Raw genomic sequence first — 22296 nt, 5'->3', positions numbered from 1 at the left:
GACTTCCGGCCTTGCTGAAACCATAAAGTAATGCACCGAAACCAATTGTAAAGTGGTTACATAAGGATATGTTTTACACCGCAATTTCTCGCTAAGAGGTTGAAATATACTTTTTAAATTGAGGAATAAAGAATTTTGAATAAAAGGTAAGCAAGTAAAAAGAGGATGAAAATTAAAGAAGCTGTTCTATTTAATTAGTAAGCCTGCCCTTAATCAATTAGATTATAATATTTATTGGATGAGAAGGGTTTTGAGATTTTTTTAAGCATCATTAATAAATTCAAGGAAATACACAAACAAAGAACCCGTTGGAAGAATTCCTTCTTAACGAGTTCTTTTATTTCTTGGCTGTTTTCACATACTTTGTTGCTATTTACCAGGTAGTGAGTTGTGGTTGATTTCCCCTCCAGATGCTCGCTTTCCGCGGGGCGGGCGGTGAGCCTCCTCGGCGTAAACGCCTGTGGGGTCTCACCTGTCCCGCTGCTCCCATCAACCTTAAATAGTTTCGTTTTAAAAACAACAATCTTTACGAAAAGAGCCTATTTCTTTATATAAACTCTGTTTACATAAAATCAACTATCAGAAGTACGCCAAAGAACCAAATCCTTATGTATTTAAAGGTTTGGCTCTTGTCTGTTTTTTATCGATTATGCATGATTTTATACATCGTAGATAAATCAACATTTTTGGCTTCTTAAGAAATCTGGCACCATTAGATTGGAAACCACATGGACATGGTGGTTTCCAAACTGTCCTGGTTGGTCAACATCCGGATGTTCATCCGCCTAGATTAGGGTAACTTCATCATATTTTTGATTCCAAATAAGAAAATGAAACTAAGTCAACGCTGCAATCTCCACCTTGAACTACAATTCTTTCAGGATGAGTGTTTCTCTAAAATATCTTTGGCAGATTGAATTTGTTCAAGAAAATTTCTTTTCCAAAAATATTTTCTTTCACCTGGAAATCTGAGTTACGCTCCCTTCAAACTCATTTACGAGATTTTTGGCTATCTTTTCCACTGCTGGGGAGAAGACGATCTCCTCGTGCGGCCCTGGAACCGAATGTTTATTCACTTTCCCCTGTAATAACGGCTTCCAATCCGTGAACAACTCTCTGCCTTCTTCAGCACTGAAGTAGATGACCTCCCCAAAATATGGCGTTAAAATATGTTCTGCCATTAAATTTAGACACTTCCTGTGAGCATCGGTAATCTGCTTTAGACTCGTAAGATCCGCATCGGGCCGGAGCACTCCTTCCGCGATCAACTGATCAACAAGCATGTCCTGTTGATGGACGAGCTCTTCTTCCTGCTTCACTAGCTCTAAATGGTTGAAATGCTCCAATATATAAGATAGCATTTCATCCTCAGTCTTGTAATCCTGTTCTGAAGGCACCTTGGTATCCATGAGTACCAACACCTCAACTTCTTCTCCCTGGTTCCGTAGCATAGTTGCGATTTCATAGGCGATGGCACCGCCAAGAGACCATCCTCCCAGACGATACGGCCCCTCTGGCTGAGCGCGCTTCATTTCCTCGATGTAGAGTTGAACTACTTCCGATAAAGTCAACCCGTTCATTCCTTCTTTCTCTACGAGAGGATTCTGTAGACCATAAAATGAGCAGTGATCCTTGAGTAACCTTGCTAGCTGAATGTAACAGAATACATTACCCAAAAACGGATGAACACAGAAGAAAGGTCTTTTCTCTGATTCTTGTAGTGGAACCAGAACCGATAACGATTTTGCCATACCATGATTCTCACGGATGAGATAAGCGATCCCTTCCACTGTCGGGTTCTTAATCAGTGCGGACACCTTAATCTCTTTTCCAAATTTCTCTCTGACCTTTGAAATCAATTTGATTACAAGGAGAGAGTGACCCCCTAAATTGAAGAAATCATCGTTTACATGGACATCTTCTATCTGTAGCAAATCCTGCCAGATCGTAATCAGCTGATACTCGATTTCATCCCGTGGGATGATTGGTGTAGAAAAGGTACTTTCTCTTTGAATCGTTAAGCTGTTCAGTGCCTTTCGATCAACCTTCCCATTTGTTGTAAGCGGAATCGCGTCTACCTTAATAAAGTGTGCAGGAACCATATAATTCGGTACTTGTCTCTTGAGATGCTCACGCCATTCATGCATACTTCCTTCACCCACCACATAGGCAACCAATCTCTGATCTCCTGGTTGGTCCTCTCTTATCAAGACTACTGCCTCTTTCACCGATGGATGACTTTCTAAATTCGCTTCAATCTCTCCAAGCTCAATCCGGAAGCCACGGATTTTCACTTGATTATCGAATCTTCCCAGATAATCCAAATGGCCATCAGCTAAATAGCGGACTAGATCTCCCGTCCGGTATAACCGTTCCCCTTCATTAAATGGATGAGGAATAAAACGTTCGGACGTTAACTCTGGACGATTCAAGTATCCTCTCGCTAGGCCTGCTCCGCCGATATAAAGTTCACCCGTTACACCAACTGGAACAGGTAACAAATTCTCATCCAATACATAGGCTTGAACGTTCGGCAACGGACGCCCAATGGTTACCCGCCTACTCTCTTTTTTGATACGATAGCACGTCGCATCGACAGTACATTCCGTAGGACCATACACGTTATAAAAATGGACCTTGTCAGCCTCTACTAATTGTTCCCACAGTGACGGTACAATTGCTTCGCCACCGACCAGTACCTTGCTTGGAACATGAACACCATCGTTTGTTTCTAACAACCCGCCATCTATGAGTAATTGGAGTAATGAAGGGGTCGTATCGAACATTTCCAACTTATTTTCCCGGATATAGGTTACAAACTGTTGGGGATCACTGCGAACTTCGTTCGGAATAATATACAAGCTTGAACCATACAAAAGCATTTGTAATTGTTTAACGGATGAATCAAAGGCGATTGAGGCATTTAGACCAACGCGCATGTTAACAGGTGTCTCATGCGAAAAAACCTCTTTCTGTAAACCACAGGATAGATTTAATACCGAATGATGCTGCACCAACACCCCTTTTGGATTCCCGGTCGAACCTGAAGTGTAGATAACATACGCCAAGTTTTCTCCTGTCACTTTACATATTGGTGAAAGCGTGTTTTCTTGCGAAATCATTGCTTGATCCCGGTCCAAACAAACTGTTTCAACTTCTTCAGGTATCCAACCTTGCGATACTTCGTTCGTAACCAATACTTGAATCCCTGTGTCCTCCAGAATATATCGCAGGTGACTTTCTGGATACGATGGATCCAACGGAACATAAGCTGCTCCAGCTTTCAAGATTCCCATGAGACCGACAATCATCTCAACTGAACGTTGGAAACAAAGCCCGACCAATGATTCGGTCCCAACCCCACATTTTTGGAGATAATGGGCCAATTGGTTTGCTTTTTCATTCAGCTCTCGATACGTCAACTGATGATTTTCATCCACTACCGCCACCGTGTCAGGTGTACGATCCACTTGATCTTCAAACAGTTTGTGGATCACACTCTCACGTGGATATGCTGCTGCATTATCATTCCATTCTTCCAGTAGTTGTTTCTGTTCTATTTCCGTAACATACACCAGCTCCGACAGAGTTTGATCAACGTTCTCGATCATTTGCTTTAACACCTGGCTTAAATGACCCAGCATCCGTTCAATGGTTAGGCCATTAAACTTGCTACGATCATACTTCAACTTTAACGACAACTGACTTCCTGGAACAACTGTCAATCCCAATGGATAATGAGTTTGCTCTACTCCTTCCAGCTCACCAATTTCTAGATTTCCTGAAGACTCCCCTTTCACTGGGTAGTTTTCAAACACATACAAGCTATGGAACAGCGGGGTTCCTCTAGGAACTTCACTCCATCCTTGAATCTCTGTCAAAGAAGCATATTCATATTGTCTTCTTTCTATCTCTTCCTCTTGTATCTTCTGCAACCAATCCATTACTTTTATATCATCTATCAACTGAATTCGCGTCGGTGATGTGGTAATAAAAGGACCTACAATGTTTTCAACATCAATAATCTCCGTAGGGCGTCCTGAGCTAGTTACACCATAGACAATGTCATCTTCTCCACTATACTGGCTCATGAGATACGCCCACGCACCTTGAATTACGGTATTCAAAGTGAGCCTATTGCGCTTGGCCCAGTTTTGTAACGCTTGGGTTTGCTCTTCTGATAAATAAGTTACCTTCCCTGTGTAACCTTTTTCTTGCTCCTTACTTTCTAACCCAAGCAGGGTTGGCGCTGTAAAGCCTCTGAGTTTCTCTCTCCAGAATTGTTCCGCTTGCTCCTGATCCTGCTCTTTCAGCCATTGAATATATTTCTTGAATGGCGGTGACTTAGGTAAATCCACAGCCTCTCCTTTTATCCTCTTCTGATACACTGTAAGCAATTCGTTAAAGACCAGTGGCAGGCTCCATCCATCCAACAAAATATGGTGATGCGTCCAAACAACCCGATATTCTTCCTCCGCTTCTTGAATGACAGTCACCCGCATCAGTGGCGCTTCATCAAAAAGAAAGGCTTGTTTTCGATCCGTCGCCAAAAAGGCTTTTCGTTTCTCCTCTTTTTCTTCAGCAGACAGCGCACGCCAATCCACTTCATTCAGCTTAAATGGGATATGTGCATACACCACTTGTAAAGGATTTTCAATCTCATCCCACACAAATGCCGAACGAAAGATCTCATGCCGCTGGATCGTCGATTTCCACGCCTGCTCGAAAGTAAGGATATCCAATTTCCCTTTAAACAGGAAACTTAATTGCACCATATACGGCGCGGAATGTTCATCCCCTTGATCATGCAGCGTATGAAAGATCATGCCTTCCTGCAAAGGTGATAGCGGATACAGGTCGATAATCGGATAATTCTTTCCACGATTCATCTTAAATAGTACTTTGTTCAAATCTGCTGGGGTGAGATTTGCGATCGCAAAATCCGAAACGGTCAGCGTAGATTCTCCACCCGAAGAATGAATCAATCCACTCAGTTGATGGAGCATATTCTCTGCAACACTTTGAATGGTCGACTTCGCAAACTGTCCAACATTGTACACCCAAGTGAAATGAAGTTTTCCATCGGTTACAATCCCGATTACATCGATCAAATGTGATCGCTTGGAACCAGGAGCATGATCTAAGCGCGTAAACCCGGTCTCCGGAGCAAACATTGCATCGTCAGAGAACATTTGGTCAAATTGTCCAAGATAGTTAAAACTAATGGACGGAGTGATTCGAGACTGGAATCGCTCACGCATCGCTGGATTCAAGTACCGCAAAATCCCATAGTCAACGCCCTTATTAGGAATTTGGCGCACTTGTTCTTTGACTGCTTTTAATGCTGCGGTGGGCGTGTTAGCACCTGTAATATTCAAGTGAACAGGATAGATACTTGTAAACCATCCCACGGTTCTTGATAGGTCAACGTCTTCGATGATCTCTTCCCGGCCATGACCCTCCAAATCCACGGTCAGCGTCGTATGACCTGTCCATGCTGCCGTAGCCTGTACCAATGCTGTCAATAGCACTTCATTGATTTGGACACGATGAGTGCTTGAAATCTCTTGCAATAACGCACGGGTCTCTTTCTCATCCAGCACCACGGTAATCTCCTCGGTTCCTGTGTTTGCTGGAACTTCGAGGGTGGTATCCATTGGTAGCATAGCCACTTCTTGTTCGGATTGCTGCTCCCAGTAATCACGCACTTCTTGCACAATCCCAGCTTCAGCGTAATGATGCAATTTCTCCGACCACGCTTTAAAGGATGTACTCTTTGTAGGTAATTGGATCATCTGAGCATGGCTCGCTTGATTATACGCCGTTTGCAGATCCTCCAGTAAAATCCGCCAAGAAACACCATCCACTGCTAAGTGATGAATCACCCAGAATAATCGGCCGGCTCTCTTCTCGCCTTCATCAAAATACACCATTCTCATTAGCGGTCCTGCGTGTAAGTGTACGCTTGCTTGTGCAGTGTCAATCTCCGCTTGAATTACTTGATGCCATTCTGCTTGTGGCACTTCTTCTAATGAAATCACGGTCAGCGTCGATTGTTCTTCAATTCCTTCATTCCGCTGTTTCCAAGCTCCATCCGGTAAACGTTCATATCTTAAACGCAAGGCATCATGGTGAATCAGAAGGTTACGCACAGCTTTCTCCAGTAATGCTATATCCAGTCGCTCTTTTGTTCTAAAAAACATGGATTGGTTCCAATGGTGTGGGTTGGGATGATTTTGTTCAAAAAACCATTGCTGAATAGGTGTAAGAATCAGGTCTCCAGTTACAACTCCTTGCTCCGCTTGTACACCCTGCTCTTCTTTGACTACTTGCGCCAACTCGGCAATCGTTTGGTGTTCAAACATTTGCTTCGGTGTCAATTGCAAACCTACTTGCTTCGCGCGGGAGACAATCTGAATGCTGAGAATCGAGTCTCCACCGATTTCAAAAAAGTTTTCATGAATGCCAATCGTTTTTGTACCTAACACACGTCCCCAAATCACCGTAAGTATTTGTTCACGCTCATTTCTTGGAGCCACGTAGCCTCCTTCTGTCCCTTGACGATCTGGCACAGGCAAAGATTTCCGGTCAATCTTTCCATTTAGGGTCAGTGGTAACTCTTCCATCTCGACAAAGTAGGCGGGAACCATATGGGTTGGCAGTTTTGCTTTGAGATACTCGCGCCATTCTTCTTTACGCCCTTCACCCACTACATAGGCTACAAATCGTTTATCTCCTGGCTGATCTTCCCTCACCATCACAACGGCCTCTTTTACCGAGTGATGTTCCTGTAAGGTTGCCTCAATTTCCCCAAGCTCAATCCGGAATCCTCGAATTTTTACTTGGTTATCCATTCTTCCTAGATAATCCAAGTTACCATCAGGAAGGTACCTCACGAGATCTCCTGTTCGATATAGCCTCTCTCCTTCTTTGAATGGATGAGGAATAAAACGTTCGGACGTTAACTCTGGACGATTCAAGTATCCTCTCGCTAGGCCTGCTCCACCGATATAAAGTTCACCCGTTACACCAACTGGAACAGGTAACAAATTCTCATCCAATACATAGGCTTGAACGTTCGGCAACGGACGCCCAATGGTAACCCGCTTACTCTCTTTTTTGATACGATAGCATGTCGCATCGACAGTACATTCCGTAGGACCATACACGTTATAAAAATGGACCTTGTCAGCATCTACTAATTGTTCCCACAGTGACGGTACAATTGATTCGCCACCGACCAGTACCTTGCTTGGAACATGAACACCATCGTTTGTTTCTAACAACCCGCCATCTATGAGTAATTGGAGTAATGAAGGGGTCGTATCGAACATTTCCAACTTATTCTCTCGAATATAAGATACAAACTGTTGAGGATCACTGCGAACTTCGTTTGAAATAATATACAAACTAGAACCATACAAAAGCATTTGTAATTGTTTAACGGATGAATCAAAGGCGATTGAGGCATTTAGACCAACGCGCATGTTAACAGGTGTCTTATGCGAAAAAACCTCTTTCTGTAAACCATAGGATAGATTTAATACCGAATGATGCTGTACCAAAACCCCTTTTGGATTCCCGGTCGAACCCGAAGTATAGATCACATATGCCAAGTTTTCTCCTGTCACTTTACATATTGGTGAAAGGGTGCTTTCTCGCGAGATCATCGCTTGATCCCGATCCAAACAAACTGCTTCGACTTCTTCAGGTATCCACCCTTCTAATGCTTCGTTCGTGACCAATACTTGAATCCCTGTATCCTCCAGAATATATCGCAGGCGACTTTCTGGATACGATGGATCCAACGGAACATAGGCTGCCCCAGCTTTCCAGATTCCCATGAGACCGACAATCATCTCAACTGAACGTTGGAAGCAAAGCCCTACCAATGCCTCCTCCCCAATCCCACATTTCTGGAGATAATGGGCTAATTGGTTTGCTTTCTCATTCAGCTCTCGATACGTCAACTGCTGATTTTCATCCACCACCGCCACGGTGTCAGGTGTACGATCCACTTGATCTTCAAACAGTTTATGGATTACACTCTCACTTGGGTACGCTACAGCATTATCATTCCACTCTACTAGCAGCTGCTGCTCCATTTCCGATAGCATCGTCAACTTCGTCAGTGATTTATCAGGATGTTCCACGATTTCATTCAACCAGTTTTCAAAATGCTCAGCCATGCGTCTGATAGTTACAACGTCAAATAAATCAGTCTTATAGACAAAAGAAAGGACCAAACCCTCTTCCACCTCTAGGGCGCTTAAACTCAAATCAAACTTGGCGATCGAAGCATGAATTTCCATCGCTTCTAAACTTCTTCCATGAAGCTCTGGTAGCTCTTGTTTCGTGTTTTGCATGGTAAACATGGTTTGGAAGATCGGAGAATGACTTATACTTCGCTCGGGTTGTATGACTTCTACAATCTTTTCAAACGGAACATCTTGGTACTCATACGCCTTCAATGCTTTTGTCCGTACCTGAGACAACAACTCTTGGAATGTTGGTGCGCCACTCAGATCAGCCCGATAAACCAACGTGTTGACGAAGAAACCAATCAATTCTTCAATCTCGCGATAATTCCGATTTGCAATCGGGCTTCCGACAAGAATATCCGATTGTCCTGTATAACGCGAGAGGAAGCTTTGATACGATGCCAGTAAGGTCATGAAGAGCGTCGATCCTTCTTGACGGCTAAGTTCATTCAATTTGTCGCGTAACGCGCGTGACAGCAACACAGTGTGTGTCGATCCGCTATGTTTTTGCACCGCAGGACGAGGACGATCCATCGGCAACATTAAGACTGGTAATTCGCCAGACAGCTCTTCCTTCCAATATGCAAGCTGCTGATCAAGTACTTCTTCTTTTAACCATTCCCTTTGCCATTGGGCAAAGTCAGCATATTGTACCGGTAATGGTGCGAGTTCTGCTGGTTTGCCGCCAACCGCATCTTCATAGAATGCCATCCATTCTTGGAGCAAGATTTCCATCGACCAGCCATCCGAGATAATATGATGCATCATACAAAGAAGAATCCATTCTTCTTCAGCGATTTGCATGATTTGCCCACGAATCAACGGACCTTGTCCTAAGTCAAATGGCGCTTCGACTTCGTTTTGGATCCATTGTTCCATTTCTCTTTCTCGCTCTTCCGGAGAAAGCGTAGTTAGATCCATTTTGGGAAGGGGCCGGAGAGCATACGGTTGAATCTGCTGCACAGGATGACCATCCACTTCATGGAACACAGTCCGCAAAGATTCATGACGCTCTATCAGCTGATTCCATCCCGTCTCCAATGCTTCGGGTACCCAATTCCCTGTAAGACGGCAAACCATCGGCATATTATATAGTGCACTATTGGGCGTGAATTGGTCGATGAACCACAGGCGCTGTTGGGCATAAGAGAGCGGAATGGCTTCTCCCCGTTCCATCGGTATAAGCGATGGAATCTCTCGTTTTTTGTCTCCTTTACACAATTGGTCCAGTCGCTTCGCCAACGCCTCCACCGTTGTATGCTCAAACAGTTCACGCACTAGCAGTTCGATTTGTAATGCTTCTTTTAACCGGGAGACAACTTGCGTAGCAAGTAGCGAGTGTCCACCTCGCTCGAAGAACGAATCCTGAAAACCAATATTTTCTATTTCCAGTACTTGACTCCATACCGAAGCGATGAGCTCTTCCATCAGAGTTCTTGGGTATACGGTATTTTCAGTAGATGGTTCATCAGGCATAGGTAATGCTTTCAAATCGAGTTTTCCATTCGGTGTGAGTGGTAAAAATGCCATCTCGACAAAGTGTGCCGGAACCATGTAATTCGGTAAATGTGTTAGCAGATGCTCCCGCCATTCATGAACACTTCCTTCACCAACTACATAAGCTACCAATCGCTTGTCTCCTGGATGATCCTCTCTCACCAGGACAACAGCTTCCTTCACAGACAAATGCGCCTGCAGCGTTGCTTCAACTTCTCCCAGTTCAATCCGGAAACCACGAATTTTTACTTGGTCATCCATACGACCATGGAATTGGAGATCACCTCCAGGAAGATAACTTGCTTTGTCCCCGGTGTAATAGAGACGTTCCCCTGACTTGAACGGATGCAGAATGAATTTTTCCTCTGTGAGTTCCGGACGATTGGCATAGCCGCGAGCAAGGCTCTTTCCTCCGATATAGAGATCTCCAATCACACCCACCGGCACCGGCTGAAGGTGAGAATCTAACACGTAAACTTCTGTATTCGCAATCGGCCGACCAATAGACGGAGTACCTGTTGACATTCCTACAGGCACGTAACAATCAGTGGCAACGACGGTATTTTCCGATGGACCATACTGATTAATCACTGCAAAAGGGATTTGTTCAGATGGATACTGTGTTAACTGATCTCCTCCCGTAATGATAAAACGGAGATCCGTCTTCTCTGGCCAAGATAATTTCAAGAGTCTTTCGAGTATAGGTGTAGGCGCAAAGCTAGCCGTGATCCGTGAATCAATGAGCCAATCTCTTAGAGCCTCTGGATTGATCCGCAACTCTTCTGTTGATAGGTATAGTGCTGCACCAGCAGTGAGATAAGGCCATATCTCCTGGACAGCTGAGTCAAAGGCAATCCCCGCAATCTGAGTCGCACGATCCTGTGCTGTAATTTGGTATACCGCTTGATGCCAAGAAACCATATTCATCAATGACCGATATTCGACCATGACACCCTTTGGCTTTCCTGTGGAGCCAGAGGTGTAGACGATATATGCTAAATGCTCGGGTTTCACCCGCCGCTTCGGTGCGATCAAGCTTTCATCTGTCATTTCTTCTAATCTCACCGTTTCGACCTGTTCTGAAAGGCTTTCTTGCGCTGCTGTCGTCACCACGATTTGGATCCCTGCATCTTCAATCATGTATTGTAACCGTGATTTCGGATACAACGGATCTAGGACGACATAGGCCCCGCCAGCTTTTAATATGCCAAGTAAACTTGCCATGAGCTCAGCCGATCTCGGGAGGTAAACGCCCACAACTGATTCAGGAACAACCCCTTTTCTCTGCAAAACATGTGCCAACTGATTTGCTCGCGCATCCAGTTCACCATAGGTCCACTCTCTCATTTGATCGACCACTGCAATCGCACCGGGACGTCGTGCTACTTGGTCCTCAAATCCGTCGCAAATAAGACCCACTTGGGACATTTCCATTGCGGTGTCATTCCATGTCTCTAATAACAGATCACGCTCAAATTCGGATAGCATACCAAGACTATTCAACGGTTTTTGTGGATGATGAGAAACTTCATTTAGCCATGTCTCAAAATGTCCTGCCATTCGTTCGATGGTTGAAACATCAAATAAATCCTTATTGTATTCAAAAGCGAACATTAATCCTTCTTCCGTCTCTGCTGCCATAACACTTAAATCAAACTTCGCGATCGGACTATGGCTTTCTATCATTTTGATCCTTCTACCAGACAAAACCGGAAGCTCTTGTTTCATATTTTGTAAGATGAACATCGTCTGGAAGATCGGAGAATGACTTGTACTCCGCTCGGGCTGCACAACTTCCACAATTTTTTCATATGGAATATCTTGATATTCGTATGCTTTCAGTGCCTTTTGACGCACCTGAGACAATATATCTTGGAAGGTCGGTGTACCACTCAGGTCAGCCCGATAGACCAGCGTATTCACGAAGAAGCCGATTAATCCTTCACTCTCTCTGTAATTACGATTCGCAATTGGGCTTCCGACGAGAATATCTTCTTGTCCTGTATAACGGAAGAGGAAGCTTTGATACGCAGCCAACAGGGTCATGAAGAGAGTCGATCCTTCTTGACGACTGATTTCGTTCAGTTTGTCGCGTAATGAACGTGACAGCAACACAGTGTGTGTCGATCCGCGATGGGTTTGTACCGCAGGACGAGGGCGATCCATCGGCAGTTGTAGCAAGGGCAGCTCACCAGACAATTCTTCCTGCCAATAGTGGAGTTGCTGTTCAAGTACTTCTTCCTTCAACCATCCCTTTTGCCACTGAGCAAAGTCCGCATATTGGATTGGTAAAGGTTCAAGTTCCGCTGCCTTCTCACCCATTGCTTCCTCATAGAAAGCTATCCATTCTTCAAGTAGGACTCCCATCGACCATCCATCCGAAACGATATGATGCAGGGTGCAGAGGAGGACCCATTCCTCTTCTCCCACTCGCAAGAGGATTGTCCGAATCAGTGGGCCTTCTTCTAGGTCAAATGGCACTTCTGTATCTTGCTGCAACAAACGCTTAACTTCCGATTCTCGCTCTTCCGGAGAAAGCATAGTTAAATCCATTTGAGAAAGGGACCGAAAAGCATGCGGTTGAATCTGCTGCACAGGATGACCATCCACTTCATGGAACACCGTCCGTAAAGATTCATGACGTTCTATCAGCTGATTCCATCCCTTCTCCAATGCTTCGGGTACCCAATTCCCTGTAAGACGGCAAACCATCGGTATATTATAAAGTGCACTATTGGGCGTGAATTGGTCGATGAACCACAGGCGCTGTTGGGCATAAGAGAGCGGAATCGCATCCCCCCGTTCCATCGGCATTAGCGGTGGAATCTCCCGTTTTTTGTCTCCTTTACGCAACTGATCCAGTCGCTTCGCCAGCGCCTCCACCGTTGAATACTCAAATAGTTCACGCAACGGTAGTTCGATTTGGAAGACTTCTTGTAAACGTGAGACAACTTGGGTAGCGAGTAGCGAGTGGCCACCAAGTTCAAAGAAGGAAGCCTGAACACCAATATTTCCTATGCCTAACACCTGACTCCATACAGACGCGATGAGCTCTTCCCCTGGTGTCCGCGGCAAGACAATATCGGCACTCACGGACTGTCCTTCCAATGCCAGTAAGGCTTTGCGATCGATTTTGCTATTCGGAGTGAGGGGCATCGCTTCCATTTCGACAAAGTATGCCGGGACCATGTAATTCGGTAATTGCGCCTTAAGGTGCTCGCGCCATTCTCCAGTGTTTCCTTCACCCACCACATATGCTGCTAACCGCTTGTCTCCTGGACGATCTTCTCTTACCAGCACGACAGCCTCTTTCACAGATGGATGATCATGTAGGACCGCTTCAATCTCTCCCAACTCAATCCGGAAGCCTCTGATTTTCACTTGATTATCTACTCTTCCGATATACTCCAAGTTGCGGTCATTCAGATACCTCACCAGGTCCCCGGTCCGATAGAGTCGCTCCCCTTCCTTAAATGGATGCGGAATAAAACGTTCAACAGTTAACTCTGGACGATTGAAGTAACCACGTGCCAAGCCTACACCACCAAGGTAAAGTTCCCCAGCCACACCAATCGGTACCACCTGTTGGTTTTGATCCAATACATACAATTCGGTATTATCAATCGGACGACCAATTGGAATGAGCATCAGTTCTTTTTCTAAATCACAATTATAGTAAGTAACATCTACAGTCGCTTCGGTAGGACCATACAAGTTGCTTAACTTCGTTTGCTGAAAATCATGAAATACACCCTTAAACCGGCGAACCTGTTCGGAATTTAACGCTTCTCCACTAGTGAAAACCTGACACAAAGACGATACGTCCTTTTTCGCTTTGGATTGTTCCATATAATCCAAGAATACAGATAACATCGACGGCACAAAGTGCATCGTGGTCACATGATATCGCTCAATGCACTCCTCAATCATTGCAGGATCCTTCTCTCCACCCGGCGGAAGTAAACAAACACGTGCTCCTACAAATGACCACCAAAATAATTCCCAGACAGAGACATCAAACGAAAGCGGCGTTTTTTGAAGAATCGTATCCTGTTCAGATAATGGATAGTTTTTTTGCATCCACTGTAATCGGTTGATAACCGAGTGGTGTTCGATCATCACTCCCTTTGGATTCCCTGTCGAACCCGAAGTGTAAATGATATACGCCAAGTTTTTTGCTGTCACTCCACTCACTGGCGTCAATCCACTCTCTTTAGAAATCGCTGCTTGATCCCGATCCAAACAAATCGCTTGGATCCCATCGGGCAACCAACCTTGTAGCGCTTCCTTCGTTAAAAGCACTTGGATCTGTGAGTCCTTTAATATGTATCTCAGGCGATTTTCGGGATAACTCGGATCCAGCGGGACATATGCCCCGCCGGCTTTGAGAATTCCTAAGAGACCAATCATCATATCGGGTGAACGCTCGACACATATCCCGACCAATGATTCAGGACCTATATCCCGTTTTTGTAAATAATGTGCCATTTTGTTCGCTTTCTCGTTGAGTTCTTGATACGTCAGCTGTCCACCTTCATATACTACCGCCACCGCTTCAGGTGTACGCGCAACCTGCTGCTCAAACAGTTCGTGAATCATGCTCTCATGTGCATAAACTGCATCCGTGTCATTCCATTCTTCCAAGAGCTGCTTCTGCTCTGTGTCCGATAGCATCGTCAGGTTTGTATATGATTCATCTGGATGATGAACGATTTCGTTCAACCAGTTTTCAAAATGCCCCGCCATACTTGCAATGGTTCTACTGTCAAATAAATCTGTATTGTACTCAAAAGTGACATGTAGGTCTTCCTCCACCTCATACGCGGTTAGACTCAAATCAAATTTCGCGATGGAGATATTACTTTCTAACATTTCCAAACTTCTCCCAGACAGCTCTAATCGTTCTTGTTTTATATTCTGTAGCGTAAACATGGTCTGGAAAATGGGCGAATGACTAGTGCTCCGTTCAGGTTGTACCGCTTCTACCACTTTTTCAAACGGAATATCTTGATATTCATACGCCTTCAACGCCTTTTTCTTTATCTGAGACAAAATCTCCCGGAACGTAGGAGCCCCATTCAGATCTGCCCGATAGACTAACGTATTAACAAAGAAGCCGATTAATTCCTCTACTCCTTTATGATTCCGATTCGCAATCGGACTTCCGACGAGAATATCATTTTGCCCCGTATAACGAGCAAGAAAGCTCTGATACGCAGCCATTAAGGTCATGAATAAGGTGGATCCTTCTCGCTGACTTAAATTCTTCAATGCACTGAGTAATGTGTGAGGTAGAATCACACGACATGTGTCCCCAGCGTACGTTTGCGTAGCCGGTCTAGGGCAATCCAACGGCAGTTGGAGTATAGGAAGCTCACCGGACAATTCTTCCTGCCAATACGTGAGTTGTCGATCCAACACTTCACCCTGCAACCACTGCTTTTGCCATTTCGCAAAGTCGGCATATTGAATCGATAGCGTATTTAGTCCAGCAGGCTTCCCACTCGTTTCCTCCTCATAGAAGGCAAGCAATTCATTGATCAATATGCCGATGGACCACGCATCAGAAATAATATGGTGCATGGTACATAGCAATAACCATTCATCTTTCCCTAATTGAACCAGTTGATTACGGATCAAAGGGCCATTCATTAAATCAAATGGCTCCTGCGCTTCTCTTGCAATCAAACTCTCTATCTCTTTTTCCTTTACTTCCAGAGGAAGGTGAGAATAATCCTCTACAGGTAGTTTTCCAGAAAGATATTCCACAATATGTTGTACCGGTTGGTCTCCTACTTCCTTAAAAACGGTGCGTAATGATTCATGACGCTCAATGAGTCGATTTAATCCCTTTTCCAATGCTCCGGGTAGCCAATGCCCTTTCAGACGCCATACTGTCGGAATATTATATAATGAACTGTTTGGGTTAAATCGGTCCATAAACCATAAACGTTGTTGTGCATAAGACAACGGAAGCGTTTCTTTCTCCTTTTTTTGCATCTGCTTCTGAAGCCACTCCCTTTTCTCAGGAGAAAGCGAATCCAGCTTCGCAAGTAAATCACTTCTCATTTTTTTACCCCTTCCTCAACCAAGTTGCTCTCGAATATACCTTGCGCTTCTTCCTCTGATAACTCTTCCAATTGCTTAAGAAGTTCAAGTAACTCTTCATCATTACTCGCTGCTGCTTCTTTTTGAATATAGTCTTGAAAACTTACATTCTCCTTACTATCATTCTGCGCTTGCTCATTTCCATTAAAGCGCAACTGATTAACCCGTTCTGCCAATTCCTGCACCGTAGTATACGTAAATAAATCATGCAGTGGTAACTCAATTCCAAAGGCTTCTTTCAGGCTAGTAACAGCTTGTGTAGCGAGTAATGAATGGCCTCCAAGTTCAAAAAAAGAATCATGAATCCCGATATTTTCCGTGCCTAAAACTTGATGCCATATCGAAACAATTGCTTCTTCCGTAGGTGTACGAGGGGCAACATACCCCCCCTCTGCTCCCTTGCGCTCTGGTGCAGGTAAGGCTTTCCGATCGATTTTCCCATTTGGGGTGAGCGGGAAGGCTGTCAATCCGACAAAGTGTGCCGGAACCATGTAATTTGGTAACTTTGTCTTGAGATAATCACGCCAATCATGAGCATTTTCTTCTCCCACTACATAGGCAACCAAACGCTGATCACCCGGATGATCTTCGCGTACCATCACAACGACTTCGTTAACCGATGAATGGCTTTGTAACGTCGCTTCAATCTCCCCTAGCTCAATCCGGAATCCACGGACCTTCACTTGATGATCGATCCGACCGAGATAATCCAAAGTCCCGTCCGGCAGGTACCTTACAAGGTCCCCCGTCCGATATACTCGCTCCCCTTCTTTAAATGGATGCGGGATAAAACGCTCATTTGTTAAGTCAGGGCGGTTTAAGTAGCCACGCGCCAAGCCTGATCCCCCAATGTAAAGCTCACCGGCTACACCAATCGGTACCATTTGCTGGTTTGCACTGAGGACATATACTTCCGTGTTAGAGATGGGTCTGCCAATCGGTGGTACCTTGTACCTGACACCCTTTTCTACCTTCATATAAGTGGAATAAGTAGTATCTTCGGATGGACCGTACAGGTTGTACACCTTTTCAATTGGACTACCCTCATACAAGTGCTCGACTAATGACTGCGGCAACGGTTCTCCAGCCAAATTCATCACCTTTACCGAAGAAGGGATTGTATTTGCCCGAACCAGTTCCTTCGCAGCTGATGGTACAGTATTGACCAAAGTCACATCCTTCGTAGACAACTTGTCCAGATGAAGAGCACTTTCAGCTACAATCACCTTGCCACCCATCGTCAATGGAACAAACACTTCAAAAACCGATAGATCAAAGGATAGGGAAGTTGAAGCCAGCACTCCAGCTAATTCCTGTCGGGAATAGGTTTGATGTGCCCAATGGATCATCGTCAACGTACTCCGATGCTCAATCATCACTCCCTTAGGATTACCCGTTGATCCTGAGGTATAGATGATATAAGCTAGGTTATCGCTTGTCACTTCACTCGTACATGCAGTCGTTACTTCCTGTTCGATCGCCGCTCGATCACGATCGATACAAATCATGTCAACGGATTCCGGTAACGTCATTTTTTGCTGCAACTTTTCCTGTGTCACCAGTACTCCGATATGAGCATCCGCTAAAATATACCGTAATCGACTCTCCGGATACGAAGGGTCAATCGGTACATACGCTCCTCCTGATTTCATGATTCCTAAAAGACCGACAATCATCTCGGATGAACGTGTAACGCTGATCCCAACCAATGATTCACATCCCACCCCACGCTTATGGAGATAATGGGCCAACTGATTGGAACGCTCGTCCAGTTCCCGATATGTCAGCTCCTCATCTTCGCACACTACCGCGATTGCTTCTGGCGTTTTCTCCACTTGTTCCTCAAACCATGTATGAATCGTTTCTTCACGCAGGTCGACAACATCTGTGTCATTCCATTCCTCTAGTAACCGCATATACTCTGATTTCGGCAGCATATTCAGTTTTGTTAAAGAATCTTTTGGATGAGATACAATTTCAGATAACCAATGTTCAAAATGGCCTGCCATTCGTTCAATGGTTGCAGCATTAAACAAATCGGTATTATATTCAAAAGTTAGCAATAGCCCCTCTTCCGTCTCCGATGCAAACAAACTCAAATCAAATTTGGCAATCGAAGTATGACTTTTCATCATCTCCATGTTTCTTTCAGATAGCTGAGGCAACCCTTGTTTCGTATTCTGTAAGGTAAACATGGTCTGGAAAATCGGCGAATGACTGGTATTCCGTTCAGGTTTTACGGCTTCTACCACTTTCTCAAACGGAATGTCCTGGTACTCGTATGCTTTTAGTGCTTTTATTCGTATCTGCGACAGTAGTTCTTGGAATGTCGGATTTCCACTGAAATCAGCTCGATAAACCAACGTATTTACAAAGAAACCAATTAATCCTTCAATCTCTCTAACATTCCGGTTCGCAATCGGGCTTCCAACCAAGATGTCGTCTTGTCCCGTATAACGAGCAAGAAAGCTTTGATACGCCGCCATTAAGGTCATAAAAAAGGTGGTTCCTTCTTGCTTACTTAACTCCTTGAGCTTTTCCCGTAGGAAATACGGCAACATCAGAGTCTGACTTGCACCACGGTGAGTTTGAACAGCAGGTCGAGGACGATCCATCGGTAATTGCAAGACCGGTAATTCACCATGCAATTCTTCCTTCCAATATTGAAGGTGTTGATCAAGATCCTCTTCTTTTTGCCATTCTTTTTGCCACAGGGCAAAGTCCGCATATTGAACAGGTAACTTCTTCAGCTCCACTGGCTTTCCACTTAGCGCTCCTTCATAAAAAGCCATCCATTCTTCGAGCAAGATTCCCATTGACCATCCATCCGAAATAATATGATGCATCGTGCAAAGGAGTACCCATTCCTCTTTGTCCATTTTCAAAATTCGCGTTCGAATCAAGGGACCTTGTCCCAAATGAAATGGTTCTTCCGCTTCGTTTTGAATGAATCGCTTCATCTCTCTTTCTCTGTCTTCCAGAGAGAGAATTGTTAAATCCATTTGGGGGAGGGGCCTGAAGACATGCGACTGAATCTGTTGGATCGGTTGACCCTCTCGCTCTTGAATCACCGTCCGCAATGATTCATGACGTTCAATCAACTGATTCCATCCCGTCTCCAATGCTTCAATTGACCATTTCCCTGCCAGTCGGCATGCTGCATGAATATTGTACATCGCACTATTTGGCGTTAACTGATCAATGAACCATAGGCGTTTCTGTGCGTAGGAAAGCGGAATGGATTCTTCCCGTGCCATAGGTACAAGTGGCGGAATCTCTCGTTTTTTGTCTCCTTTACACAACTGATCCAGTCGCTTCGCCAATGCCTCCACCGTATCGTACTTGAAAAGTTCGCGTAGCGGGATTCTGATCTGGAATGCTTCTTGTAATCGAGAGACGATTTGGGTAGCAAGTAGTGAGTGCCCACCCCGTTCAAAGAAAGAGTCCTGAATGCCGATATTTTCTATTCCTAACACTTGACTCCAAACCGAGGCGATGAGCTCTTCCGATGGCGTTCGCGGCAGGACGTTAACGGCTCCCATAGGCTGTCCATCCGGTGCTGGTAAGGCTTTTCGGTCGATTTTCCCATTCGGAGTAAGCGGGAAATATTCCAACTCTACAAGATGTGCTGGAACCATGTGATTCGGTAATTGGTTTTGGAGATACTCTCGCCACTTTTGGATATTTCCATCGCTGATCACATACGCTACCAATCGCTGATCACCTGGGCGATCTTCTCGAACGAGCACGACAGCCTCTTTGATAGACGTATGCCTTTCTAAAGTCGCTTCAATTTCTCCAAGCTCTATCCGAAAGCCACGCATTTTCACTTGATGGTCGATTCTTCCTATAAATTCTAAATTCCCATCAGTTAGATATCTTACTAGATCTCCTGTTCGATATAGCCGTTCTCCTATTTGAAACGGATGCGGAACGAATCGTTCAGCAGTTAGATCAGGTCGGTTTAAGTAACCACGTGCTAAGCCTGCACCACCAATATACAACTCACCCTCTATCCCTATCGATTGCAAACGTTGATCCTGATCTAATACATATAGCTGGATATTTTGTATCGGATTGCCAATAGAAACATATTCTTGACTGTGTTGACAGTCATATGCATTCACGTAAATGGTTGCTTCTGTTGGTCCATAAAAGTTGGTCAATTTAACTTGTCCGCCCTGATCCCACTGCTTTTGAAATCGTCTAACCAACCCTGGACTAAGCTCTTCCCCACCAGAAAACACATGTCGTACGGATGAACATTTCCGTTTCAACTCAATATGTTCGAAATGTTCTAAGAAAACGGATAGCATCGAGGGAACAAATTGGACAACGGTAACCCGATGGTTCTCTATCACTTCAGCTATTATGGAAGGATCTTTCTCCCCACCCGGTGGCAGGAAGGAAACACATGATCCTACACTAATACCCCAAAATAACTCCCAAACAGATACGTCGAAAGAGATCGGTGTTTTCTGCAAAACCACATCCCTTTCAGAGAGTGGATATTGATGTTGCATCCATTCAAGATAATTAATCACCGAATGATGCTCGATCATCACTCCCTTTGGTTTTCCTGTAGATCCTGAAGTATACATGACGTATGCTAAATTTTTTCCTGCTACACTGCTTATACATGCGGTCGGTTCTTCGTTTTCAATCGCAATGCGATCTTGATCCATACAAATTATTTCGATTTGTTCGGATACACCTATTTTTTCTAACTTTTCTTGTGTCACTAGTACTTCGATTCTAGCATCTTCTAATATATAGCGTAGCCGACTCTCGGGATACGTAGGATCAAGCGGAACGTAAGCTCCTCCTGACTTTAGAATCCCTAGCAACCCTATCATCATTTGCGGGGATCGTTCCATATAAACACCAACTAAAGACTCAGGACCCACACCACGCTTCTGCAAATAATGGGCCAGCTGATTAGCACGCTCATTCAGCTCTCTATAGGTAAGTTGCTCATTTTCATACATAACCGCGATCGCTTCTGGCGTTTTCTCCACTTGCTGCTCAAATAACGCATGAATCATGCTCTCACATGAATATTCTACTTGGGTATCATTCCATTTCTCTAGCAGTTGTGTCCGCTCTTCCATTGTTAAATAGGTAATTTCGGATAGCTTTGGGTCTGAGCTTTTCGTCATCTGGATCAATGTTTGCGATAGATGACCCTGAATCCGCTGAATGGTCTCTTCATCAAAATGATGCCGGTCATACATCAACTTCAAAGTGATTTGCTTACCTGGCATTGCAATGAGCGTCAAAGGATAATTTGTTTGTTCTGCACTTTGGACTTCTAGTAATCTTAAATCAGCATTGCGCTCTCCTTGAATCGGATAATTTTCGAACACATACAAGGTATGAAATAAATCACTACTCCTTGGAACTTCACTCCAACCTTGAATATCGACCAACGAATTATACTCGTATTGTCTCCGTTCCAGTTCTTTCATCTGTATCTTACGGAGCCAGTCCACTACTGAATTATCATCCGTTACCCGAATTCGGCTAGGCAATGTGTTTATGAATAGACCAACCATCTTCTCTGCTCCTACTAATTCAGTAGGACGTCCAGAGCTAGTAACACCAAATACGATGTCGCTTTCGCCGCTATACCGGCTCATCAAGTAAGCCCAGGCTCCTTGTACTAACGTATTTAATGTTAGCTGACTATTTCGCACCCACTCTTGTAAAGTCTCAGTCAGTTCCTCAGAAAGCCGATAAACGCTCTCTCCATAACCCTTCTCCCGCCCCTGGTCACTTCTTTCCATCGCTAATGGCGTAGGTGCATGAAACCCTTTTAATTCTACTGTCCAGAATTTCTCAGCTTTACTTCGATCTTGTTTATTAATCCACTGGATATATTTTTTATAGGGAAGAGACTTGGGAAGGTCGAATGCTTCTCCCTTTATCATCTTGAGATAAACTTCCATCACTTCACTGAAGACCAGGGACACACTCCATCCATCCAACAAAATATGATGATGTGTCCAAATGATTCTCGTTTCTTCTTCTGCTTCTTTAATCGCAGTGATTCTCATCAATGGTGCTTCGTCTAACGAAAACCCTTGCCTCCGATCAGCATTCAAAAACTGGTGTAATTTCTTTTCCCTCTCTCCACATGGAAGAGCGCTCCAGTCTTCTCGACGAATGGTAAAAGGAAGACGTTGATACACAGCTTGCAATGGCTTTTCTACTTCCTCCCACACAAAAACAGAACGTAGGATCTCATGTCGGTGAATGATGTATTCCCAAGCCTTTTCGAAAGTAGCGACATCCAATCGACCACCAAGTAAGAAATCTACCTGTACAATGTAGGAAAAAGAATGATCATCGTCTTGATCATATAAAGTATGAAACAGTATCCCTTTTTGCAAGGGTGATAATCCGTATATATCGATAATGTCGCTCATCG

At 44.4% G+C, this 22296-nt stretch carries 2 protein-coding genes; both read right to left on the bottom strand.

The window, feature by feature from the left end:
- Positions 1 to 956: 956 nt before the first annotated feature.
- Positions 957 to 15827, bottom strand: coding sequence for a non-ribosomal peptide synthetase (locus ACFX4L_RS07260; RefSeq protein ID WP_377404472.1), 14871 nt, complete (start codon positions 15825 to 15827; stop codon positions 957 to 959).
- Positions 15824 to 22294, bottom strand: coding sequence for an amino acid adenylation domain-containing protein (locus ACFX4L_RS07255; RefSeq protein WP_377404469.1), 6471 nt, complete (start codon positions 22292 to 22294; stop codon positions 15824 to 15826). The genes ACFX4L_RS07260 and ACFX4L_RS07255 overlap by 4 nt, the downstream gene beginning before the upstream one ends.
- Positions 22295 to 22296: the final 2 nt, after the last annotated feature.

It is taken from the genome of Peribacillus sp. YIM B13482, from assembly GCF_042787975.1.
GTDB classification, from domain to species: domain Bacteria; phylum Bacillota; class Bacilli; order Bacillales; family DSM-1321; genus Peribacillus; species Peribacillus simplex_A.
The sequence above is the reverse complement of the archived record's forward strand: the minus strand, read 5'-3'. Positions and strand labels throughout refer to the sequence as shown.